Annotated in this window: 19 protein-coding genes; 13 read left to right on the forward strand and 6 right to left on the reverse strand. The window is 59.3% G+C overall.

Translation table 11 applies throughout. The annotated features are described in order from the left end of the window. Nucleotides 1-32: 32 nt before the first annotated feature. Nucleotides 33-1,820: an ABC transporter transmembrane domain-containing protein gene (locus tag AB7M26_RS25365; protein ID WP_185022106.1), complete on the reverse strand. Its 1,788-nt coding sequence runs from the start codon at nt 1,818-1,820 to the stop codon at nt 33-35. A 258-nt stretch (nt 1,821-2,078) separates the two neighbouring features. Here AB7M26_RS25365 and AB7M26_RS25370 point away from each other — a divergent pair, with 258 nt between their 5' ends. Next, nucleotides 2,079-2,258: a PA1571 family protein gene (locus AB7M26_RS25370; protein ID WP_074875113.1), complete on the forward strand. Its 180-nt coding sequence runs from the start codon at nt 2,079-2,081 to the stop codon at nt 2,256-2,258. A gap of 173 nt (nt 2,259-2,431) precedes the next feature. Here AB7M26_RS25370 and pdxB read toward each other — a convergent pair whose 3' ends face one another. Continuing rightward, nucleotides 2,432-3,574: a 4-phosphoerythronate dehydrogenase PdxB gene (pdxB, locus tag AB7M26_RS25375; protein WP_429386651.1), complete on the reverse strand. Its 1,143-nt coding sequence runs from the start codon at nt 3,572-3,574 to the stop codon at nt 2,432-2,434. A gap of 340 nt (nt 3,575-3,914) precedes the next feature. Between pdxB and AB7M26_RS25380 the strand changes: the two genes are divergently transcribed. Beyond that, a complete protein-coding gene (locus AB7M26_RS25380; RefSeq protein ID WP_429386654.1) occupies nt 3,915-5,324 on the forward strand; it encodes an MATE family efflux transporter in 1,410 nt (469 codons plus the stop codon). Here AB7M26_RS25380 and tusA read toward each other — a convergent pair. Both tusA and rlmM read right to left on the reverse strand, forming a co-directional pair. Then, complete coding sequence (gene tusA, locus AB7M26_RS25385; RefSeq protein ID WP_007907805.1) at nt 5,321-5,572, reverse strand: sulfurtransferase TusA; 252 nt, start codon at nt 5,570-5,572, stop codon at nt 5,321-5,323. The genes AB7M26_RS25380 and tusA overlap by 4 nt on opposite strands. A gap of 203 nt (nt 5,573-5,775) precedes the next feature. Further along, nucleotides 5,776-6,849 carry a 23S rRNA (cytidine(2498)-2'-O)-methyltransferase RlmM gene (gene rlmM, locus AB7M26_RS25390; RefSeq protein ID WP_123496472.1) on the reverse strand — a complete coding sequence of 358 codons (1,074 nt, stop codon included), beginning with the start codon at nt 6,847-6,849 and terminating at the stop codon, nt 5,776-5,778. A 222-nt stretch (nt 6,850-7,071) separates the two neighbouring features. On the opposite strand from rlmM, the gene acnA reads away from it, so the two are divergent. From acnA to AB7M26_RS25405, 3 genes are all read left to right on the forward strand, one after another. Beyond that, entirely contained in the window at nt 7,072-9,813 is a 2,742-nt protein-coding gene (gene acnA, locus AB7M26_RS25395) for an aconitate hydratase AcnA (RefSeq protein WP_123496470.1), read from the forward strand. A 273-nt stretch (nt 9,814-10,086) separates the two neighbouring features. Next, complete coding sequence (locus tag AB7M26_RS25400) at nt 10,087-10,878, forward strand: CPBP family intramembrane glutamic endopeptidase (RefSeq protein WP_123496468.1); 792 nt, start codon at nt 10,087-10,089, stop codon at nt 10,876-10,878. A 104-nt stretch (nt 10,879-10,982) separates the two neighbouring features. Next, nucleotides 10,983-12,548: a methyl-accepting chemotaxis protein gene (locus AB7M26_RS25405; RefSeq protein ID WP_123496466.1), complete on the forward strand. Its 1,566-nt coding sequence runs from the start codon at nt 10,983-10,985 to the stop codon at nt 12,546-12,548. 175 nt (nt 12,549-12,723) lie between these two features. Here the strand turns inward: AB7M26_RS25405 and AB7M26_RS25410 are convergent, their stop codons facing one another. Next, the gene (locus AB7M26_RS25410) at nt 12,724-13,401 is read right to left on the reverse strand and encodes an alpha/beta family hydrolase (RefSeq protein ID WP_123496464.1); all 678 of its coding nucleotides are present in this window, start codon (nt 13,399-13,401) and stop codon (nt 12,724-12,726) included. Nucleotides 13,402-13,510: 109 nt separating this feature from the next. Here AB7M26_RS25410 and ccoN (AB7M26_RS25415) point away from each other — a divergent pair, with 109 nt between their 5' ends. From ccoN (AB7M26_RS25415) to ccoP (AB7M26_RS25450), 8 genes are all read left to right on the forward strand, one after another. Continuing rightward, nucleotides 13,511-14,935 (forward strand): cytochrome-c oxidase, cbb3-type subunit I, encoded by a 1,425-nt coding sequence (gene ccoN / locus AB7M26_RS25415; protein ID WP_123496462.1) that lies wholly within the window; start codon nt 13,511-13,513, stop codon nt 14,933-14,935. 10 nt (nt 14,936-14,945) lie between these two features. Beyond that, a complete protein-coding gene (gene ccoO, locus AB7M26_RS25420) occupies nt 14,946-15,554 on the forward strand; it encodes a cytochrome-c oxidase, cbb3-type subunit II (protein ID WP_074875099.1) in 609 nt (202 codons plus the stop codon). 21 nt (nt 15,555-15,575) lie between these two features. Continuing rightward, nucleotides 15,576-15,776, forward strand: a complete 201-nt coding sequence (locus AB7M26_RS25425; RefSeq protein WP_032830511.1) for a cbb3-type cytochrome oxidase subunit 3 — start codon at nt 15,576-15,578, stop codon at nt 15,774-15,776. Next, on the forward strand, nt 15,773-16,726 hold the full coding sequence (ccoP, locus tag AB7M26_RS25430) for a cytochrome-c oxidase, cbb3-type subunit III (RefSeq protein WP_123496460.1): 954 nt from the start codon (nt 15,773-15,775) through the stop codon (nt 16,724-16,726). Before AB7M26_RS25425 ends, ccoP (AB7M26_RS25430) begins: the two co-directional genes overlap by 4 nt. 482 nt (nt 16,727-17,208) lie before the next feature. Then, entirely contained in the window at nt 17,209-18,651 is a 1,443-nt protein-coding gene (gene ccoN / locus AB7M26_RS25435) for a cytochrome-c oxidase, cbb3-type subunit I (protein ID WP_007905436.1), read from the forward strand. Next, on the forward strand, nt 18,651-19,259 hold the full coding sequence (gene ccoO / locus AB7M26_RS25440) for a cytochrome-c oxidase, cbb3-type subunit II (protein WP_009042961.1): 609 nt from the start codon (nt 18,651-18,653) through the stop codon (nt 19,257-19,259). Before ccoN (AB7M26_RS25435) ends, ccoO (AB7M26_RS25440) begins: the two co-directional genes overlap by 1 nt. 5 nt (nt 19,260-19,264) lie before the next feature. Then, on the forward strand, nt 19,265-19,450 hold the full coding sequence (locus tag AB7M26_RS25445; RefSeq protein WP_003175465.1) for a CcoQ/FixQ family Cbb3-type cytochrome c oxidase assembly chaperone: 186 nt from the start codon (nt 19,265-19,267) through the stop codon (nt 19,448-19,450). Next, on the forward strand, nt 19,447-20,430 hold the full coding sequence (ccoP, locus tag AB7M26_RS25450; protein ID WP_123496458.1) for a cytochrome-c oxidase, cbb3-type subunit III: 984 nt from the start codon (nt 19,447-19,449) through the stop codon (nt 20,428-20,430). The genes AB7M26_RS25445 and ccoP (AB7M26_RS25450) overlap by 4 nt, the downstream gene beginning before the upstream one ends. Before the next feature lie 80 nt (nt 20,431-20,510). Here the strand turns inward: ccoP (AB7M26_RS25450) and AB7M26_RS25455 are convergent, their stop codons facing one another. After that, nucleotides 20,511-21,506: a metallophosphoesterase family protein gene (locus AB7M26_RS25455; RefSeq protein ID WP_259698686.1), complete on the reverse strand. Its 996-nt coding sequence runs from the start codon at nt 21,504-21,506 to the stop codon at nt 20,511-20,513. Nucleotides 21,507-21,736: the final 230 nt, after the last annotated feature.

Raw genomic sequence — 21,736 nt, forward strand, 5'->3', positions numbered from 1 at the left:
TAAGTGTAGGAGCCATAGCTCCTACACAGTTCCTACAGGTGAAGATCGGTTTCAACCTTGCCGTCATTGAACTGCAACGCCGCCAGCCGTGCATACAGTGCATTACTTGCAATCAACTCCTGATGCGTCCCCACCGCCACCAGTTTCCCCTGATCCATCACCGCGATCCTGTCGGCGTTTTTCACCGTGGCCAGTCGGTGGGCAATGACCAGTGTGGTGCGATTCTTCATCAGGCTGGGCAGGGCTTGCTGAATCAGGTGCTCGCTCTGGGCATCAAGGGCGCTGGTGGCTTCGTCCAGCAGCAGGATCGGCGCGTCCACCAGCAGCGCTCGGGCGATGGCCAGGCGCTGGCGTTGCCCGCCGGATAAACCGAGACCCGCGTCGCCGAGGTGAGTCTGGTAGCCGTTGGGCATTTGCTCGATGAAGTCGTGGGCGTAGGCGATTTTCGCGGCTTCCTGGACCTGAGCCAACGTTGCCGTCGGGCGGCCGTAGCGAATGTTCTCTTCGATGCTGCCGAAGAACAGCGCCGGGGATTGCGAGACGAGGGCGAAGCAGCGACGCAGGTCCAGAGGGTCGAGTTGGGTCAGCGGCACGCCGTCCAGCAGGATGTGTCCTTCTATGGGGTCGTAAAAGCGCAATAGCAGGTCATACACGGTCGACTTGCCGGCACCGGACGGCCCGACCAATGCAAGGGTTTCGCCGGCGTTGATCGTCAGATTAAGGCCATCGACAGCATAGCTTTGCGGACGCGACGGGTAGGAAAAGCGCACATCTTGTAGCACCAGATCGCCCTTCACCCGTTCAGGCAACGTCACCAGCCCCTGGGTCGGTGGCTGGATGATGTTTTCCGAACGCAACAACTCGGCAATCCGTTCCGCCGCCCCTGCTGCACGCTGCAGTTCGCCGATCACTTCACTCAGTGTGCCGAAGGCACCGCCGACGATCAGGCTGTAAAAGACGAACGCTGCCAACTCACCCGCGGAAATCCGCCCGGCGATGACATCCATGCCGCCGACCCAGAGCATCACCCCGACCGCGCCCAACACCAACAGGATCACCAGGGTAATCAGCCAGGCGCGCTGGAAAATGCGCTTGCGGGCAGTGTTGAAAGCCTCTTCCACCGTCGTGGCAAAACGCTGCTCGTCCTGAACCTGATGGTTGTAGGCCTGCACGGTTTTGATCTGGCTCAGGGTTTCGGAGACATAGCTGCCGATATCGGCAATCCGGTCCTGGCTCAGACGCGACAGGGTGCGCACCCGGCGACCAAAAATCAGGATCGGCGCGACCACCAGCGGCAACGCGACCACCACGATGCTGGTGAGTTTGGGGTTGGTGATAAACAGCAAGACAATCCCGCCGATCACCATCAACCCGTTACGCAGGAACAGCGACAGCGAAGAGCCGATCACCGATTGCAGCAGCGTGGTGTCGGCGGTCAGCCGCGACTGGATTTCGGAGCTGCGGTTATCTTCATAGAACCCCGGGTGCAGGTAAACCAGATGATTGAATACCCGACGGCGGATGTCGGCGACAACGCGCTCGCCGATCCACGACACCAGGTAAAACCGTGCAAAGGTGCCAATCGCCAGACCGACCACCAGCATCATGAACACGCCGATGGATCGGTTGAGCAAATGCGGCGACTGGGTCATGAAACCCTGATCCACCAACAGGCGAATCCCCTGCCCCATGGACAAGGTGATGCCGGCAGTGACGATCAGCGCCAGCAAGGCACCCAAAGCCGGCCAACGATAAGGCGCGAGGAAACGGCTGGCCAGACGAATGGCGCGGCGGTGACGGGAAGAAAGCATGAAGATCATCCGAAGGTGCAACCAATGGCTTTGACCCGATCAAGCCTACACCGACCGATGGGATTGAACGCTGTAAATCATAATGAGTCAGGTTAATTATGACCGCCAAGACTAGTGACTAGAGATTATTGGTCTAAAGTCCGGGTGGAAAGGTCCGGGTATTTCTGATGGACTGAAGATGCCGCCTTGAAAGATCGCAGGAAGTTGTCATAGCCCGGTCACTTGGTGGTTTTACAGTAAGCACACAACCTGATGAGGAGACAGGCCATGTCCTTGCAAAACAGCAGCGAAGACAAGATTCCAGTGATCCGCACGCAACCAGACCAGTCTTTGGGTTGCTCGATTATTGATAAGGATGGGCGCGAAGTACCGATCACTGAAAACATGATCCAGGACGCTTGCCGCGAACTGGAGAAGCGATTGGTCAAGCCTGCCGAACAAGAGTGATATAGCCACCGTCTTCTTGACCCGGCTCTTTTAGCCGGGTTTTTTATGGGTGCCTTTTGAGGGTGCTGCGCGCCCTATCGCGGGCAAGCCGCTCCCACAGGATTACCGCGATTTCAAAATTGACGCATGACCTGTGGGAGCGTGGCTTGCCCGCGATAAGGCCAACGCGGTACTCAGACAGCCGAAGCCCCCAACGCCGCCACGATCCGCTGCAACGCCGGCGAATCCCCCTCGATCCGCACCTTCAACCCATCGATCTCACGCCGCAGCGGATAATGCTTGCGTAGTGCATCGAACGCCGCACGCTGCTCGCTCACATGACCTACAAGGCTGCGACGGAAGTTCGCATCGTCACGGCGCGGGTCGTACACGCCACGGCACAACATCGCCAGCACCCAGGCCGGATCGCTGTCGGCATTCAACGTCACTGCCGACAACCACGGTGCTGGCAGCAAATCGTCCAGGCTGACCTGTTCCGGTTGCCCAAGGAACTCGCAAAGCGCCTGATAGATCTGCGCCGTCCCGCGCTGTCTGCCGTCGAGGCTGTAACCGGCAATGTGTGGCGTCGCCAGCACACACAACTCGGCCAGTGCCACATCGACCTCAGGTTCCCCCTCCCAGACATCCAGCACCGCTTGCAGGTCTTCACGCTCCAACAGCACATGGCGCAGGGCGGCATTGTCGATGACCGGGCCACGACTGGCGTTGATCAGCCAGGCGCCGGGCTTGAGTTGGTTCAAGCGGTTTTTATCGAACAGATGCCAGGTCGACTGAGGGCCTTGCTTGTCCAGCGGAGTGTGCAGACTGATGACGTCGCATTGCTCGATGATCTGCTCGAGGCTGACATAATCGCCCCCTTCGGCCGCTTGCCTTGGGGGATCGCAGACCAGCACGTTCCAGCCCAGACCTTGCAAAACCTTGACCAGCCGCCCGCCCACTTCACCGGCACCGACCACACCGTAGGTGCGTTGAGTCAGGTCGGCACCTTCGATTTCGGCCAGGGTCAGCAGGCTGCCCAGCACGTAATCGACCACACCCCGGGCATTGCAGCCTGGCGCGCTGGACCAGGTAATGCCGGCCTGTCGGAAGTAATCCAGATCCAGGTGATCGGTGCCGATGGTGCACGTGCCGACAAAGCGCACCTTGCTGCCTTCGAGCAATGCGCGGTTGACGTTGGTCACCGAGCGCACCAACAGCACATCGGCCTGCTCGACAGTGGCGCGGTCGATGGCACGTCCAGGCACCCGGCGGATTTCGCCGAAACCTGCGAAGAAGGCATCGAGTAGCGGGATATTTTCGTCGGCAACAATCAGCATGGCAGGCTCCTTTGGCGGATCGGCAGTTTAGGCGCAGATGACCGTGATGGGCCAGCAGGCATTGTTCGTCTTGATGTGAAGGGCAACACGGGCCCTGTGGCGAGGGAGCTTGCTCCCGTCCGGCTGCGAAGCAGTCGTAAAGACTGATGCCGCGGTGTGCCTGAAGGAAATGGGTTGCTGATTTTGGGGCTGCTGCGCAGCCCAGCGGGAGCAAGCTCCCTCGCCACAGGAATGTCGAAACAAGCTGATTACAAATCCCTAACACAGGACTTTTCCTGACCACTGCGTCAAGGCGTAGAATGCGCCGCCTCGCGCATCAAAATCTTTTGGACGTTTCGCCTTGAATTCCGTGACTGACCGCCCCGCCGCTATTTCTCTCAACCGCCCGGCCCGGGTTCGCCTGGAGCTGAAAAACCTGCTTGGCCTGGCGTTGCCGATCATGATCGCGCAACTGGCGACCACCGCCATGGGCTTCGTCGATGCGGTAATGGCCGGTCGTGTCGGGCCTCGAGATCTGGCGGCCGTCGCGCTGGGCAACTCGATCTGGGTGCCGGTGTTTCTGCTGATGACCGGCACACTGCTGGCCACTACCCCGAAAGTCGCTCAGCGCTTCGGCGCCGGCACCCACAGCGAGATCGGCCCGATCGTACGCCAGGCGTTGTGGCTGGCGCTGGTGGTGGGCTTGATGGCGACCGGCATGCTGTTCAGCGCCGAACCGATCCTGCACATCATGAAGGTCGACCCCGAATTGATCGGCCCGTGCATGCAGTATCTGCACGGCATCGCCAGCGGCTTGCCTGCCGTCGCGATCTATCACGTGCTGCGCTGTTTCAGCGATGGCCTGGGGCGCACCCGCCCGGCCATGGTCCTTGGCCTGTGCGGGCTGGCGCTGAATATTCCACTCAATTACATCTTCATCTATGGCCACTTCGGTGTGCCGGCCATGGGCGGTGTCGGCTGCGGCTGGGCCACGGCGATCGTGATGTGGGTCATGGCGTTGGGCATGGCCGGCTGGGAGCGCTGGGCGCCGGCCTATCAGTCGAGCGAGTTGTTCAGCCGTTTCGACTGGCCACAGTGGTCGGTGATCAAGCGTCTGCTGGGCATCGGCCTGCCAATCGGCATCGCGGTGTTCGCCGAGTCGAGCATCTTCGCCGTGATCGCCCTGCTGATCGGCAGCCTCGGCGCCACCGTGGTCGCCGGGCACCAGATTGCGCTGAACTTCAGCTCGCTGGTGTTCATGATCCCCTACTCCTTGGGCATGGCCGTGACCGTGCGTGTCGGCCAGGCACTGGGCCGTGAGGAACCACGCGAAGCCCGCTTCGCCGCCGGTGTCGGCATGGCCACCGCCCTGGCTTATGCGTGCTTGTCGGCGAGCCTGATGCTATTGCTGCGTGAACCCATCGCTGCGATTTACACCGCCGACCCGACGGTGATTCAGGTGGCCGCGATGTTGATCGTGTATTCGGCGCTGTTCCAGTTTTCCGATGCGATCCAGGTGACGGCGGCGGGCGCATTGCGCGGCTATCAGGACACGCGGGTGACGATGATCCTGACACTGTTCGCGTACTGGGGAATCGGTTTACCGGTGGGTTACGCCCTGGGCCTGACCGACTGGCTCGGCGCGCCGAGTGGCCCGAGCGGGCTGTGGCAGGGTTTGATCGTCGGCTTGAGTTGCGCAGCGCTGATGCTGTCGATCCGCCTGACGCGCAGTGCACGCAAGCGGATCCGCATCAGTCGTTCGGCGGGTTAAGCGAGTTTCTTGCGGATCCAGTAGAGGTAGGTGCCTGCCTCTTCATGCTGCGCGACCAGTTCGTGGTCGAGAAACACGCAAAACTTGGGAATGTCGCGACGGGTCGACGGGTCAGTGGCGATCACCTTCAGCAGGCCGCCGGGCACCAGGTCTCGGATGTGCTGGTGCAGCATCATCACCGGTTCCGGGCAATTGAGGCCGGTGGCGTCGAGGGTGCCGTCTACCGGCGTATCGATCATTTCACTCATGGTTTACTCCTGAAACTTGCCGGCATTGTCGCGCATTGCCGGGTATGTGGCGAGGGAGCTTGCTCCCGCTGGGTCGCGAAGCGACCCCAATTCTGGCTATGCGGTCCATCAGAAAGATCTCGGTGTCCCATTTAGGGCTGCTGCGCAGCCCAGCGGGAGCAAGCTCCCTCGCCACACAAGCCTCCCACAGGGGGCCGGGTGACTCAGCGGGACTTGGGTTTCTTCACGTCCAATCGGCGCAAATGGCAGGTCACTTCTTCACGGTCGTGATACAGCTGCTTGCAGCCGATCTCGACCCGAATGCCCCGTGCCTTGAACCCGTCGGCAATACGTTCCAGCAAGCGCTTCACTTCGGCATAACGCTGTTTCATCGGCAGCTTGAGGTTGACCACCGCTTCCCGGCAATGCCCCTCGCCAATCCACTCTTCCAGCATCGCCGCGTTGCGCGCCGGTTTCTCGACGATGTCGCAGACCATCCAGTCGACCGGTTGCTTGGGCTTGAAGGTGAAACCGTCAGCCATCAAATGCTGCACCAAACCAGTGTCCATCAGGCTTTCGGCCATCGGGCCGTTGTCGATGGCGGTCACCAGCATGCCGCGGTTGACCAGTTGCCAGGTCCAGCCACCGGGTGCAGCGCCGAGGTCGACACCGGTCATGTCACTGTGCAGGCGCTCGTCCCACTGGTCGCGGGGAATGAAATGGTGCCAGGCTTCTTCCAGCTTGAGGGTCGAACGGCTCGGCGCTTCACGCGGGAATTTCAGGCGTGGAATACCCATCGGCCACATCGCCGAATTGTTCGATTCCGCCAGCCCCATGAACACTTCGCGACCGCTCTTGAAGGTCAGCAACAGCCGCGGCTTGTTGGCGTCTTCCACCAGTTTGCCGGCCGCCATCAGCGCCTTGCGCAGGTGGCCTTCGAATTTCTTGCAGAAGTTCGACAGTTCCTTGCCATCGTTGGTGTCGACCATTTCCAGCCACAGGCTGCCACACAGCGGGAAATCCGCCATGTGCGCAAGGATCACGCTGATGCGGTCGGTTTCCGGCAGATCGATGAAGATCCCGCGAGCCCACTGGCGAGGGAAGATCAGATCGGCGAAACGCTGGCCACGCATCAGGCGCTCGGCGCCGTCTTCTTCGGTGCAGATAAATTCGGCGCAGGCGCTGGCGGTTTTGGCCTTGGCATAACCGGCCACGTTCAGCCGCGCGGCATGTTCGGAAATCTCGGAACAGACTTCGCTTTCGAAGCCCGGCCGGCAATGCATAAAGAGGGTGTTCATTCTTACTCCTGGGCAGTTGGCGAAGAATTCAGCCACTGCGCGATGCCCAGACTTGCGTTGAAGCAAAGCCTGTCACGAAAACCGGCGCATGATAGCCGAGATCGGAACCTTGGACTTGCCCGTAGAGTCCAGTTATTAGCCTTAACGTATAAACAGGGCTAGGTTTAGAGCTCTGTCCTTCCCGTCAGTCCGTAGCCGTGCGGATTTAAAGGAGTCATTTCAATGCCGTCCCTCGATAGCCTGAAAACCCTTAAAACCTTACAAGTCGACGACAAGACCTATCACTATTTCAGCCTGCCCGAAGCCGCCAAAAGCCTGGGCGATCTGGACAAGCTGCCGATGTCGTTGAAAGTGTTGCTGGAAAACCTGCTGCGCTGGGAGGACGAAAAAACCGTCACCGGCGCTGATCTCAAGGCGATTGCCGCCTGGCTCAAGGAGCGCCGCTCCGATCGCGAAATCCAGTACCGGCCCGCGCGGGTATTGATGCAGGACTTTACCGGCGTCCCCGCCGTGGTCGACCTGGCCGCCATGCGCGCGGCCATGGCCAAGGCCGGTGGCGACCCGCAGCGAATCAATCCGCTGTCGCCGGTGGATCTGGTAATCGACCACTCGGTGATGGTCGACAAATACGCCAGTGCAAGCGCCTTCGGACAAAACGTTGACATCGAAATGCAGCGCAACCACGAGCGTTATGCCTTCCTGCGCTGGGGACAGAGCGCCTTTAACAATTTCAGCGTGGTGCCACCGGGCACCGGCATTTGCCACCAGGTGAATCTCGAGTACCTGGGTCGCACGGTCTGGACCAAGGACGAGGATGGGCGCACCTATGCCTTCCCGGACACTTTGGTCGGCACCGATTCCCATACCACCATGATCAACGGTCTCGGCGTGCTCGGCTGGGGCGTCGGCGGGATCGAAGCGGAAGCGGCGATGCTCGGCCAACCGGTGTCGATGCTGATTCCGGAAGTGATCGGTTTCAAACTCACCGGCAAGCTCAAGGAAGGCATTACCGCCACCGACCTGGTGCTGACCGTCACCCAGATGCTGCGCAAAAAAGGTGTGGTGGGGAAATTCGTCGAGTTCTACGGCGACGGTCTCGCCGATTTGCCGCTGGCCGATCGCGCGACCATCGCCAACATGGCCCCGGAGTATGGCGCCACCTGCGGCTTCTTCCCGGTGGACGAGGTGACACTGGAGTATTTGCGCCTGTCCGGCCGCACCCCGCAAACCGTGAAACTGGTGGAGGCCTACAGCAAGATCCAGGGCCTGTGGCGCCTGCCCGGCAAGGAGCCGGTGTTCACCGACAGCCTGGCCCTGGACATGGGCAGCGTCGAAGCCAGCCTCGCCGGGCCGAAACGCCCACAGGACCGCGTCTCGTTGCCGAATGTCGCGCAAGCGTTCACTGACTTTCTCGGCCTGCAGTTCAAACCCTCCAGCAAGGAAGAGGGTCGCCTCGAAAGTGAGGGCGGCGGTGGCGTCGCGGTGGGTAACGCCGATCTGATCGGCGAAGCGGATTACCACCACGAAGGGAGTACTTATCGGCTGAAAAACGGTGCGGTGGTGATCGCCGCCATCACGTCCTGCACCAACACCTCCAACCCCAGCGTGATGATGGCGGCCGGGCTGGTGGCGAAAAAAGCCGTGGAAAAAGGCCTGAAGCGCAAACCGTGGGTCAAGAGCTCGCTGGCTCCCGGTTCGAAAGTGGTCACCGACTACTACAAGGCTGCAGGTCTGACCCAATACCTTGATGAGCTCGGTTTTGCCCTAGTCGGTTATGGCTGCACCACCTGCATCGGCAACTCCGGGCCGTTGCCGGAGCCGATCGAAAAAGCCATTCAGAAAGCCGACCTGACCGTCGCCTCGGTGCTCTCGGGCAACCGCAACTTCGAAGGTCGCGTGCATCCGCTGGTAAAAACCAACTGGCTGGCCTCCCCGCCGCTGGTCGTCGCCTATGCATTGGCTGGCACGGTGCGCATCGACATCAGCAGCGAGCCATTGGGTAATGACAAGGACGGCCAGCCGGTTTATCTGCGAGACATTTGGCCGAGCACTAAAGAAATCGCCGACGCGGTAACTCAGGTAAACACCGCGATGTTCCACAAGGAGTACGCCGAAGTGTTTGCCGGCGACGAACAGTGGCAGGCGATCGAAGTGCCGCAGGCGGCGACTTATGTGTGGAACAACGATTCAACGTATATCCAGCATCCGCCCTTCTTCGATGACATCGGCGGCCCTGCGCCAGTGGTCAAGGACGTCGAAGGGGCGAAAGTCCTCGCGTTGCTTGGCGATTCAGTGACCACCGACCACATCTCCCCGGCCGGCAACATCAAGGCGGACAGCCCTGCCGGCCATTACCTGCGCGAGCAAGGGGTGGAACCGCGGGACTTCAACTCCTACGGCTCCCGTCGCGGCAACCATCAAGTGATGATGCGCGGTACCTTCGCCAACATCCGCATTCGCAACGAGATGCTTGGCGGCGAAGAAGGCGGCAACACGATTTATATTCCGACCGGGGAGAAGCTGCCGATCTACGACGCGGCCATGCGGTACCAGGCGTCGGGGACACCGCTGGTGGTGATCGCCGGGCAAGAATACGGCACCGGCTCGAGCCGCGACTGGGCGGCCAAGGGCACCAATCTGCTGGGCGTGAAAGCAGTCATCGCCGAGAGCTTCGAGCGAATTCACCGTTCCAACCTGGTCGGCATGGGTGTGTTGCCGTTGCAGTTCAAGCTGGATCAGAACCGCAAGAGCCTGAACCTCACCGGCAAGGAAACCGTGGACATCCTTGGCCTGACGGGCGTTGAACTGACTCCGCGGATGAACCTGACCCTGGTTGTCTCCCGTGAAGACGGCAGCAAGGAAAAGATTGAGGTGTTGTGCCGGATCGATACCCTCAACGAGGTGGAGTACTTCAAGGCCGGGGGGATTTTGCATTACGTGTTGCGGCAATTGATTGCCTCGTAACAGCCTGCTGATAAAACACCGCTCTCGGGCGGTGTTTTTGTTTACGCGGTGTGCGTCTCTATAATCGCGCGCCCATTAGTGTCGATCACAGGACAAATGTGGGAGTCCTGTGGCGAGGGGCTTGCCCCCGTTGGGCTGCGAAGCAGTCCCAAAATCTCTGATGTCCCAAAAATCTTGTGAGTGCTACGCACTCAAACGGGGGCAAGCCCCCTCGCCACAGAGCTCCCACAGGGACTTAGGCAATCCGCAGATTCTCTGAAACAAGGACTTAACATGATCGCTCTGCCATGGACTTATCTGGCACTTCTCTCCATGGGCTATGGCCTGGCGTTGATCTACGGCCATCTCGGCTGGCTGGCCTCGATTTCTTTCGCGCTGCTGCTGTTCGCCGGTTTCGCCGTTCGCCAACAACAGATCCCCATTGGCCGCTACCTCGGCCACGGCTTGTTCATCGTCCTGGCGGTAGCGCTGGCAATGCACTGGCTTCCCGGCTTCTTCAACGGTCGCGCGATTGATCCCCAGCGTTTCACCGACGATGCCGTGCCGTTTGCGATGTACCTGAATCAGGACAAACCGCTGATCGGTTTCTGGCTGTTGCTGATTTGCCCATGGATTGTCGGCCGGCGCTCGTTGCGGCTGTCCGTTTATGCCACCGCCCTCGCCCTGACCGTAAGTGCCGTGCTGGCCTTGGGTGGCGCGCTGTTGCTGGGCGTGATCAGTTGGGCACCGAAGTGGCCGGATCAGGCCTGGTTGTGGGTGTTGAACAATCTGCTACTGGTGACGCTGGTGGAGGAAGCGTTGTTTCGCGGCTACATCCAGGGCGGTCTGAGCCGGCAGTTCAAACACCTGTCTTACGGCGACAACCTCGCGTTATTGCTCGCCTCAATGCTGTTCGGCCTCGCTCATCTGGGTGCCGGTTGGCAATGGGTGTTGTTGGCGGGCCTGGCGGGGGTCGGTTATGGCCTGGCCTACCGTTTCGGCGGATTGGGCGCGGCCATCGCCACCCACTTTGGTTTGAATCTGCTGCATTTCGGGCTGTTCACTTATCCGATGCTCGTTGGCTGACGCAATGGTCGTTTTGCGACGCGTCACTGATTTATGAAAAAAACACTTCAATAAATGCCTGACGATGCCGACAACCTCTCAAAGCCTTGCGGATTGAAAAAGCCATGCGTAACAACCAGCCCATTACCCAACGCGAACGGACCTTCCCGGCTCAGCAACGGTTGATTTCCACCACCGATGCCAAGGGCGTGATCACCTACTGCAACGACGCTTTCGTCGACATCAGCGGGTTTTCTCGTGAGGAACTGATCCGTGCGCCGCATAACCTGGTCCGTCACCCCGACGTCCCGGCTGCGGTGTTCGCGCACATGTGGGGCACACTGAAACAAGGCTTGCCATGGATGGGCATTGTCAAGAATCGCTGCAAGACCGGTGACCACTACTGGGTTAACGCCTATGTCACACCGGTGTTCGACGGCAATCAGCTGGTCGGCTACGAGTCGGTGCGGGTCAAACCCACCGCCGAGCAGATCCGCCGTGCCGAAGCGCTCTACCAACGCATCAACCAGGGCAAGTCAGCCATTCCTCAAAGCGACAAATGGCTGCCGGTGCTTCAGGACTGGCTGCCGTTCATTCTGGTCAGCCAGTTGAGCTTCATGATCGGCGCCACCCTGACGTCCCAATGGGGCTTCGCCCTCGCCGCCGGCCTTTCGGTGCCGTTGGGCTTGATGGGCTTGAGCTGGCAACAGCGCGGTATCAAGCGTTTGCTGCGCCTGGCCGAGCAGACCACGTCCGACCCGCTGATCGCGCAGATGTATACCGACAGCCGTGGCGCCCAGGCACGTTTGGAGATGTCGATCCTCAGCCAGGAAGCACGCCTGAAAACCTGCCTGACCCGCCTGCAGGACACCGCCGAACACCTGACCGAGCAAGCGAAACAGTCCGACACCCTGGCCCACAACAGCTCCACCGGCCTGGAACGTCAACGCGTGGAAACCGAGCAAGTGGCGACCGCTGTGAATCAGATGGCGGCCACCACTCAGGAGGTCGCCAGCCACGTGCAGCGCACCGCCGACGCCACTCAGGAAGCCAATCGCCTGACCGGTCGCGGTCGCGACATCGCCGGGGAAACCCGCGAAGCCATTCAACGCCTGTCGGTGGTGGTCGGTGAAACCGGCCTGACGGTCACGCAACTGGCCAAGGACAGCGACGAAATCGGCGGCGTGGTCGATGTGATCAAAGGCATCGCCGACCAGACCAACCTGTTGGCCTTGAACGCTGCGATTGAAGCCGCGCGTGCTGGCGAGATGGGCCGTGGTTTTGCGGTGGTGGCCGACGAAGTGCGTCAACTGGCGCAACGCACCAGCGAATCCACCGGGCAAATCCACGCGCTGATCGCCAAGCTGCAGCAAACCGCCAGCACCGCGGTGCAAACCATGGAAGCCGGGCATCGTCAGGCCGAAGAAGGTGTAGCGCGGGTATTGGAAGCGGATCAGGCGCTGGTGGGCATCAGCGAAGCGGTGGCCAACATCACTGACATGACCACCCAGATCGCTGCCGCCACCGAAGAGCAAAGTGCAGTGGCCGAAGAAATCAGCCGCAACATCAGCAACATCTCGCAACTGGCTGACCAGACCTCGGAACAGGCACAGCACTCGGCGCTATTGAGCGAAGAACTGACCAAGACCGCGAATACCCAATATTCGTTGGTGGAGCGGTTTAACCGCTGATTGCTGCTGGAAAGACAAAACCCGGAAGGTGAATACCTCCGGTTTTTTTATTGCCTGGAAGATCGCTTTCGCGGGCAAGCCTCGCTCCTACAGGTAATCGGTGCTCCCATGATCGGCGCATGACCTGTAGGAGCGAGGCTTGCCCGCGAAGAGGCCCGAACTGGCACTGCAAATCTCACTGAAGAAACTCGGAAACCTTCCCCGCCGCAGCCGCCAAATGCTGCTCATGACTAAACCCCGAAGCCTTCAACGGCTTCAAATCATGATCCGCTGCTTCCAGCCAGAACACCTCGATTCCCGGCGCCAACTCATACCCTTCGACCGCAGCCCGATTACCCAGCGCATCCCGCTCACCCTGCACAATCAACGTGCGAGTCTTCAGCGCCGCCAAATGCTCGACCCGCGGTTTTTCCGGTTTGCCGACGGCGTAAAACGGGTACCCCAGGCACACCAGCGCATCCGCGCCCAACTCATCGGCCAACAAACTCGCCATCCGCCCGCCCATGGACTTGCCGCCAATGGCCAGGCGCCCAGCGACATGGCGTCGCACCACGGCATACACCTCACGCCAGCATTCCTGCAATTTGGGTGCAGGGTTGGGGGGACGTTTACCGCCATCGATACGCCGCTGCGCCATGTAGGGAAACTCGAAGCGCAACACGTTGACCCCATGCGCGGCAAGGCGCTCAGCCATGTCGCTCATCCAGACGCTATCCATCGGCGCACCGGCACCGTGAGCGAGAATCAGCGTCGCCGAGGCCGGTGTCGTGGCGGCATTCCACAACCATCCATGATCTCGCACACACTGCGCCCATTGATCCCCGTCAATACTGGCCTTGTGCTCTTTGTCCATGCTTGCCTCGCTTTTAGTCTGCCTATAACTCCAGGCGAAGGGAGCGTCTGCCGTGCGGCTTACTCGCAAAGGCAGGCCCTCACTTCGGCTGAACCGTGGATGGGGAACCATGAACACTTCTATCAGTACCGCCTACAACTACAAGGTGGTCCGCCAATTCGCCATTATGACGGTGGTGTGGGGCATCGTCGGCATGGGGCTCGGGGTTTTTCTCGCCGCCCAATTGGTCTGGCCTGAACTCAACTTCAACCTGCCGTGGACCAGCTTCGGCCGTCTGCGCCCGCTGCACACTAACGCGGTGATCTTCGCCTTCGGCGGTTGCGCCCTGTTCGCCAGTTCGTTTTATTCGGTACAACGCACCTGCCAGACCCGATTGTTCGCGCCGAAAATCGCCGCGTTCTGCTTCTGGGGCTGGCAACTGGTGATCTTGCTGGCGGCCATCAGCCTGCCACTGGGTTACACCAGTTCCAAGGAGTACGCCGAGCTGGAATGGCCGATCGACATCCTGATCACCATCGTCTGGGTGGCTTATGCCGTCGTGTTCTTCGGCACGATCATGCAGCGCAAGACCAAACACATTTATGTCGGTAACTGGTTCTTCGGTGGTTTTATCATCACCGTGGCGATCCTGCACATCGTCAACAACCTGGAATTGCCGGTAAGTCTCACCAAGTCCTACTCGCTGTACGCCGGTGCGACCGATGCCATGGTGCAGTGGTGGTACGGACACAACGCCGTAGGCTTTTTCCTCACCGCCGGTTTCCTCGGGATGATGTACTACTTCGTGCCGAAACAGGCCGAGCGTCCGGTGTATTCCTATCGCTTGTCCATCGTGCACTTCTGGGCGCTGATCACCCTGTACATCTGGGCCGGCCCACACCACTTGCACTACACCGCGCTGCCGGACTGGGCGCAGTCGTTGGGCATGGTGATGTCGCTGATCCTGTTGGCACCGAGCTGGGGCGGGATGATCAACGGCATGATGACGCTGTCGGGCGCCTGGCATAAGTTGCGCAGCGACCCGATCCTGCGCTTCCTCGTGGTGTCGCTGGCGTTCTACGGCATGTCGACCTTCGAAGGGCCGATGATGGCGATCAAAACCGTGAACGCCCTCTCCCATTACACCGACTGGACCATCGGCCACGTTCACGCCGGCGCCCTCGGTTGGGTAGCGATGATCTCCATTGGCGCGCTGTACCACATGATCCCGAAAATCTTCGGCCGCACACAGATGCACAGCATCGGCCTGATCAACGCGCACTTCTGGCTCGCGACCATCGGCACCGTGCTGTACATCGCTTCGATGTGGGTCAACGGCATCGCCCAAGGCCTCATGTGGCGCGCTGTCAACGAAGACGGCACGCTGACCTACTCCTTCGTCGAAACCCTGGTGGCCAGCCACCCAGGCTTCGTCGTGCGTCTGGTAGGCGGTGCGATTTTCTTCAGCGGCATGTTGCTGATGGCCTACAACACCTGGCGCACCGTGCGGGCCTCGCAGCCTGCCGAAGCCGCCGCTGCCGCGCAGATCGCCTGAGGAGGCCGCCATGAAACACGAAACAATCGAGAAAAACGTCGGCCTGCTGATGTTGCTGATGGTGCTGGCCGTGAGCATCGGCGGCCTGACCCAGATCGTCCCGCTGTTCTTCCAGGACGTGACCAATAAACCGGTGGAAGGCATGAAGCCCTACACCGCGCTGCAACTGGAAGGTCGTGACATCTACATCCGCGAAGGCTGCGTCGGTTGCCATTCGCAGATGATCCGTCCGTTCCGCGCCGAGACCGAACGCTACGGCCACTATTCGGTGGCCGGTGAAAGCGTCTGGGATCACCCGTTCCTGTGGGGCTCGAAACGTACCGGCCCGGACCTCGCCCGGGTCGGTGGTCGCTACTCCGAAGACTGGCACCGCGCGCACTTGTACAACCCGCGCAACGTGGTGCCTGAATCGAAGATGCCGGCCTACCCGTGGCTGGTGGACAACAAGGTCGATAGCAGCCACACCGAAACCAAGATCCGCGCCATGCGCACCCTCGGCGTGCCGTACACCGATGAAGACATTACAGGTTCAGTCGCCTCACTCCAGGGCAAGACCGAAATGGACGCATTGGTTGCTTACCTGCAAGTGCTCGGCACATCCATCAAGAGCAAGAGGTGAGCCATGGCCATGCCCTTTGAAATCGTAAGCGTAATGAGCAGTGGAATGATCCGCGGCCTGGGCACGGTCGTGGTGTTCGTAGCCTTCGTCGGCCTGACGCTGTGGGTGTTCAACCGCAAGCGCAATCCGGAATTCGCCGAAGCACGCCTGCTGCCGTTCGCCGATGAACCGCTACCCGAAGACGCCACCCAAGAACCTGAAACAAGGAGTACCCGGCCATGACCACCTTCTGGAGTACGTGGATCTGCGTACTGACCATCGGCAGCCTGATCGGCCTGACCTGGCTGCTGATCGGCACCCGCAAGGGCGAAACCAAGGGCAGCGTCGACCAGACCATGGGCCACAGCTTCGACGGCATCGAGGAGTACGACAACCCGCTGCCGCAGTGGTGGTTCATGCTGTTCGCCGGCACGCTGGTGTTTGCCGTCGGTTATCTGGTGCTTTACCCGGGCCTGGGCAACTGGAAAGGCATATTGCCCGGTTATGAGGACGGCTGGACCGGTGTCCACGAATGGGAAAAGGAGATGAACAAGGCTGACGCGAAGTTCGGGCCGATCTTCGCCAAATTCGCTGCCATGCCCATCGAAGAAGTGGCCAAGGACCCGCTAGCCCTGAAAATGGGCGGTCGTCTGTTTGCGTCCAATTGCTCGGTGTGCCACGGCTCGGATGCCAAGGGCGCGTTCGGTTTCCCCAACCTGGCGGACAACAACTGGCGCTGGGGCGGCGATGCCGAAATGATCAAAACGACCATCATGGGCGGTCGCATGGCCGCGATGCCGGCCTGGGGAGAAATCCTCGGTGACGCCGGCGTGAAGAACGTCGCCGCTTATGTGCGTCACGAACTGGCCGGCCTGCCCTTGCCGGAAGGCAGCACAGCCGATCTGCACGCTGGACAGCAAGCGTTCAGCACCACCTGCGTAGCCTGTCATGGGGCAAACGGCCAGGGCACTGAAGCCATGGGGGCGCCGAAGCTGACGCAACCGGCCGGATTTATCTACGGTACAAGCCTGGCGCAGCTTGAACAAACCATTCGTCATGGTCGTCAGGGCCATATGCCGGCGCAGAACGAACTGCTCGGCAACGACAAGGTGCAATTGCTGGCCGCTTACGTATACAGCCTGTCTCAAGGTCTGAGCACCGAGCGTTTACAGGCTGAAGGCAAAAGCGAATAAATCTCGTCCGCGCAACGCCGCATTCACCCGGATGCGGCAGTTCCCTGCCCCTTTGCGACGCATTGTCGCACCCTCCCTTGGTCTTCCTTTCGGTTCGCCGGATTCGGGTCTAAGCTTCCCTGCGATGCGGACTGGCCAGCGCCGGTTCCAGGTCGATTCAACCCGATGTGTTCGACGAATTTGCTCGATGACAGGCCGCAAAGGCTGGTAGACACCGGCTATCGTCCCCGTTGCCCGCTGTCACCCGATCGTCGTGTTTGAACATACCCCGTTACAACTGACCTGAACCCCTCGCCTCTTTGATCCGTTGCGACATTTTGTCCGAGGGCAATTTTGTCCTTACGCGGCGCATGGAAAGGCCGCAGAATCAGCTTTTGAAAGCATTGACCTACGTCATGGCGCGTTGCAATGACCCCCCGCTTTCTACATACTTGCGGCCGATTTTTACTCCTAATAAAACACCCAAACCGTGGAACCTTAGAATGAGCACAGCAATCAGTCCGACTGCTTATAACTATAAGGTAGTCCGCCAGTTCGCCATCATGACGGTGGTCTGGGGGATCCTTGGCATGGGGCTCGGTGTCTTCATCGCCTCGCAACTGGTCTGGCCGGAGTTGAACTTCGGTCTGGCATGGACGAGCTTTGGACGCCTGCGCCCGCTGCACACCAACCTGGTGATTTTCGCCTTCGGTGGGTGTGCTCTGTTTGCCACTTCCTATTACGTCGTGCAGCGAACCTGCCAAACGCGACTGATTTCCGACAGCCTCGCGGCCTTCACCTTCTGGGGTTGGCAAGCGGTGATCGTCGGCGCGATCGTTACCTTGCCGATGGGTTTCACGACCACCAAGGAATACGCGGAACTTGAATGGCCTCTGGCTATTCTGCTGGCCATCGTCTGGGTCACCTACGGTCTGGTGTTCTTCGGCACCATCGTCAAGCGCAAGACCAAGCACATCTATGTCGGTAACTGGTTCTACGGTGCCTTCATCGTCGTGACCGCGATGCTGCACATCGTCAACCACGCGTCCCTGCCGGTCAGTTTCTTCAAGTCCTACTCGGCTTACTCGGGTGCGACTGATGCGATGATCCAGTGGTGGTACGGCCACAACGCGGTAGGTTTCTTCCTGACCACCGGCTTCCTGGGGATGATGTACTACTTCGTTCCGAAGCAGGCCGAGCGTCCGATCTACTCTTATCGTCTGTCGATCGTGCACTTCTGGGCGCTGATTACCCTGTATATCTGGGCCGGCCCGCACCACCTGCACTACACCGCACTGCCGGACTGGGCTCAGTCCCTGGGCATGGCGATGTCGATCATCCTGCTGGCACCCAGCTGGGGCGGCATGATCAACGGCATGATGACCCTGTCGGGTGCCTGGCATAAGCTGCGCACCGACCCGATCCTGCGCTTCCTCGTGGTATCGCTGGCGTTCTACGGCATGTCGACCTTCGAAGGCCCGATGATGGCCATCAAGACCGTCAACTCGTTGTCGCACTACACCGACTGGACCATTGGCCACGTACACGCCGGCGCTCTTGGCTGGGTAGCGATGATTTCGATCGGCGCGATCTACCACATGATCCCGAAACTGTTCGGTCGTACGCAGATGCACAGCATCGGCCTGATCAACACGCACTTCTGGCTCGCGACCATCGGTACCGTTCTGTACATCGCGTCGATGTGGGTCAACGGCATCACCCAAGGTCTGATGTGGCGTGCAATCAACGACGACGGCACCCTCACCTACTCGTTCGTTGAAGCGCTGCAAGCCAGCCACCCAGGTTTCATCGTTCGCGCCCTGGGCGGTGCGTTCTTTGCCAGCGGCATGCTGTTCATGGCCTACAACGTATGGCGTACCGTACGTGCCTCGAACCCGGCTGAAGCCAAAGCTGCTGAACAGATTGCTGTAGTTGGAGCTCACTGATGAAGCATGAAGCAGTCGAGAAGAATATTGGCCTGCTGGCCTTCTTCATGGTTATCGCCGTCAGCATCGGCGGCCTGACTCAAATCGTTCCGCTGTTTTTCCAGGACGTCACCAACAAGCCGGTCGAGGGCATGAAACCTCGCACCGCCCTTGAGCTGGAAGGCCGCGACGTGTACATCGCCAACGGTTGTGTCGGTTGCCACTCGCAGATGATCCGCCCGTTCCGTGCTGAAACCGAACGTTACGGCCACTATTCGGTCGCCGGTGAAAGCGTTTGGGACCACCCGTTCCTGTGGGGTTCCAAGCGTACCGGTCCGGACCTGGCCCGTGTCGGCGGTCGTTACTCCGATGACTGGCAGCGTGCGCACTTGTACAACCCGCGCAACGTGGTGCCTGAGTCGAAAATGCCGGCCTACCCGTTCCTCGTGGAAAACAAGCTCGACGGCAAAGACACCGCCAAGAAAATGGAAGTCTTGCGCACGCTCGGCGTCCCTTACACCGACGAAGACATCGCCGGTGCCAAGGATGCTGTGAAGGGCAAAACCGAAATGGACGCGCTGGTGGCCTATCTGCAAGGCCTGGGCACCATCATCAAAAGCAAACGGTGATTTAGATGGATATCGGGATGATTCGTGGCCTGGGCACCGTTGTTGTGATGGTGGCCTTCATCGGTCTGGCGCTGTGGGTGTTCAGCCCCAAGCGCAAGTCGGAGTTTGAAGACGCGACCTTGCTGCCTTTCGCGGATGATCCCGAAGCCATCAAGCACGTCGAGCAAGCTTCTAGGAGTAACAAAGAATGACTACGTTCTGGAGTCTGTACGTCACAGTCCTCAGTCTCGGCACCATCTTCGCCCTGACCTGGCTGCTGCTGTCCACCCGCAAGGGCCAGCGCAGCGAATCCACCGATGAAACGGTCGGCCACTCCTTCGACGGGATCGAGGAGTATGACAACCCGCTGCCGAAATGGTGGTTCATGCTGTTCGTGGGCACCATCATCTTCGCCCTCGGCTACCTGGTGCTGTACCCGGGCCTGGGTAACTGGAAAGGCCTGTTGCCGGGTTATAACTACCTGGATAACGAGAAGCAGACCGCGTTCGCCAACGGCCAGACTGGCTGGACCGGCGTTCACGAATGGGAAAAGGAAATGCTCAGGTCGGACGCCAAGTTTGGCCCGATCTTCGCCAAATTCGCTTCCATGCCAATCGAAGAAGTGGCCAAAGACCCGCAAGCCCTGAAGATGGGTGGCCGCCTGTTCGCCTCCAACTGCTCGGTCTGCCACGGTTCCGACGCCAAAGGCGCCTATGGCTTTCCTAACCTGACCGACGCCGACTGGCGCTGGGGCGGCGAAGCGCAAACCATCAAGACCACCATCATGGGCGGTCGTCACGCCGTGATGCCGGCTTGGGCTGAAGTGATCGGCGAGCAAGGCGTTGCTGACGTTGCCGCGTTCGTACTGACCAACCTGGATGGCCGCAAGCTGCCTGAAGGCGCCAAGGCTGACCCGGTTGCCGGGCAGAAACTGTTCGCCGCCAACTGCGTGGCGTGCCACGGCCCGGCCGGCAAAGGTACGCCAGCCATGGGCGCCCCTGACCTGACCCACCCGACCGGCTTCATCTACGGTTCGAGCTTCGCTCAACTGCAGCAGACCATCCGTTACGGTCGCCAGGGCCAGATGCCTGCGCAGGAACAACTGCAAGGCAACGATAAGGTTCACCTGCTGGCCGCTTACGTCTACAGCCTCTCTCACGGTGAGAAAGCGCCGGAAGCGGACGCCCAGTAAGGCAAACGCTTGATCGCAACAACAAACGGCCCCGCCCATGTGAACTGGCGGGGCCGTTTTCATTTCAGCCTCAAACCTGCTTACTTCAAGACAGGAATGACCCTCACAGTTTCACGGCTGGGCCAGTTACTGTTGTGTACTGCACTGATTTTCAGAGACTGTCGATCATCGGCAAAACTGGCAATAAGATAGGTTTGCTGGGAAGCAGAACCACTCATGAATACGGGCACTTCGCCAAACAGCTCCCATTTTCTGGAGTACATATGGATCCCTACGCCCTTGTGATCATGCCCGCCAAATACAGCGGTCACCTTGTAGTGGTTGATCATCTGTTTAAATCGGGAAATCTGCGCATCATTGCCAGCCCAGTCATAGACCTTGTGCATATTGAGAATAATGATTTTGCCCTGTGCTCTCGCGCTTTTCAGATCACGCTCAAGCCAGTCCAGCGCATCAGTAATTTCAAATGACGTTCGAGCCAACGGATTACCGGAAGTAAAATTAACTGTATAGGTCGGCTCATTATTCAATTGAACCAAATGCACATCACCAAAACCCTTTGAGTAGGCGAGACTGCCGTAATAAATTTTCCCAAGACCCGAACTTCTTGCCGCCAAGTCCATGGACACCCCATTCCCCCAATAGCGTGTCTTGAGGTCATTGACACTCCCGGCCGCACAATTATTCCAAAAACAATCATCTACGTTATTGGCATAATCATGGTTCCCCAAACCATAGTCATAGAGCCCCAGCAGTTTCTTCTCAAAAACCTCCCTCATGTACGAACGCTCGCCTCCATGACCAAACGCCGTGATATCTCCATTAATCATTACAGGTATACGGTGAGCGCCGCCATTAAGGCTTCTGAAGCTCGCGATATCGGAATATTGCAATTCGATCAATTCTCTTGACCGAGCTTCCTTGTTGGGATCCTGCTCACCCTTATCGGTAAGATCACTCCAGGGATATTGCGAGTCCGAGGCAAATATCATGTGTTGCGGTGCTTCTGCAAAAGCAATACTTGAGCCCCAGCAATTAACTAACACCAAGGCAAGGCATGCCAGCCACTTATTCATTGATAACTTCATTGAAATCCATTTCCATTGATATTGATTAGCCGCTCTTCGCAGCCATTACGTTGAAGCCGCAAAATACAATAAGCCCTGTTAACCCGCAAACAAATGAAACTTTCAAACCAATAAAATATATGTCTGACATTTCGTTAGTTAAGAATAAAATATATGAACGCACTCTAACGAGTGCCGAGCAAGCAGAAAAAAAACGCCCCCGCCAATGAGAATTGACG

This window comes from Pseudomonas sp. F-14 TE3482, assembly GCF_053629455.1.

Excerpts from the sequence above, each read along its gene's own strand:
- AB7M26_RS25365 (WP_185022106.1), bottom strand. The coding sequence starts at position 1,820 with ATGATCTTCATGCTTTCTTCCCGTCACCGCCGCGCCATTCGTCTGGCC.
- AB7M26_RS25370 (WP_074875113.1), top strand. The coding sequence starts at position 2,079 with ATGTCCTTGCAAAACAGCAGCGAAGACAAGATTCCAGTGATCCGCACG.
- pdxB (WP_429386651.1), bottom strand. The coding sequence starts at position 3,574 with ATGCTGATTGTTGCCGACGAAAATATCCCGCTACTCGATGCCTTCTTC.
- tusA (WP_007907805.1), bottom strand. The coding sequence starts at position 5,572 with ATGAGTGAAATGATCGATACGCCGGTAGACGGCACCCTCGACGCCACC.
- rlmM (WP_123496472.1), bottom strand. The coding sequence starts at position 6,849 with ATGAACACCCTCTTTATGCATTGCCGGCCGGGCTTCGAAAGCGAAGTC.
- acnA (WP_123496470.1), top strand. The coding sequence starts at position 7,072 with ATGCCGTCCCTCGATAGCCTGAAAACCCTTAAAACCTTACAAGTCGAC.
- AB7M26_RS25400 (WP_123496468.1), top strand. The coding sequence starts at position 10,087 with ATGATCGCTCTGCCATGGACTTATCTGGCACTTCTCTCCATGGGCTAT.
- AB7M26_RS25405 (WP_123496466.1), top strand. The coding sequence starts at position 10,983 with ATGCGTAACAACCAGCCCATTACCCAACGCGAACGGACCTTCCCGGCT.
- AB7M26_RS25410 (WP_123496464.1), bottom strand. The coding sequence starts at position 13,401 with ATGGACAAAGAGCACAAGGCCAGTATTGACGGGGATCAATGGGCGCAG.
- ccoN (WP_123496462.1), top strand. The coding sequence starts at position 13,511 with ATGAACACTTCTATCAGTACCGCCTACAACTACAAGGTGGTCCGCCAA.
- ccoO (WP_074875099.1), top strand. The coding sequence starts at position 14,946 with ATGAAACACGAAACAATCGAGAAAAACGTCGGCCTGCTGATGTTGCTG.
- ccoP (WP_123496460.1), top strand. The coding sequence starts at position 15,773 with ATGACCACCTTCTGGAGTACGTGGATCTGCGTACTGACCATCGGCAGC.
- ccoN (WP_007905436.1), top strand. The coding sequence starts at position 17,209 with ATGAGCACAGCAATCAGTCCGACTGCTTATAACTATAAGGTAGTCCGC.
- ccoO (WP_009042961.1), top strand. The coding sequence starts at position 18,651 with ATGAAGCATGAAGCAGTCGAGAAGAATATTGGCCTGCTGGCCTTCTTC.
- AB7M26_RS25445 (WP_003175465.1), top strand. The coding sequence starts at position 19,265 with ATGGATATCGGGATGATTCGTGGCCTGGGCACCGTTGTTGTGATGGTG.
- ccoP (WP_123496458.1), top strand. The coding sequence starts at position 19,447 with ATGACTACGTTCTGGAGTCTGTACGTCACAGTCCTCAGTCTCGGCACC.
- AB7M26_RS25455 (WP_259698686.1), bottom strand. The coding sequence starts at position 21,506 with ATGAATAAGTGGCTGGCATGCCTTGCCTTGGTGTTAGTTAATTGCTGG.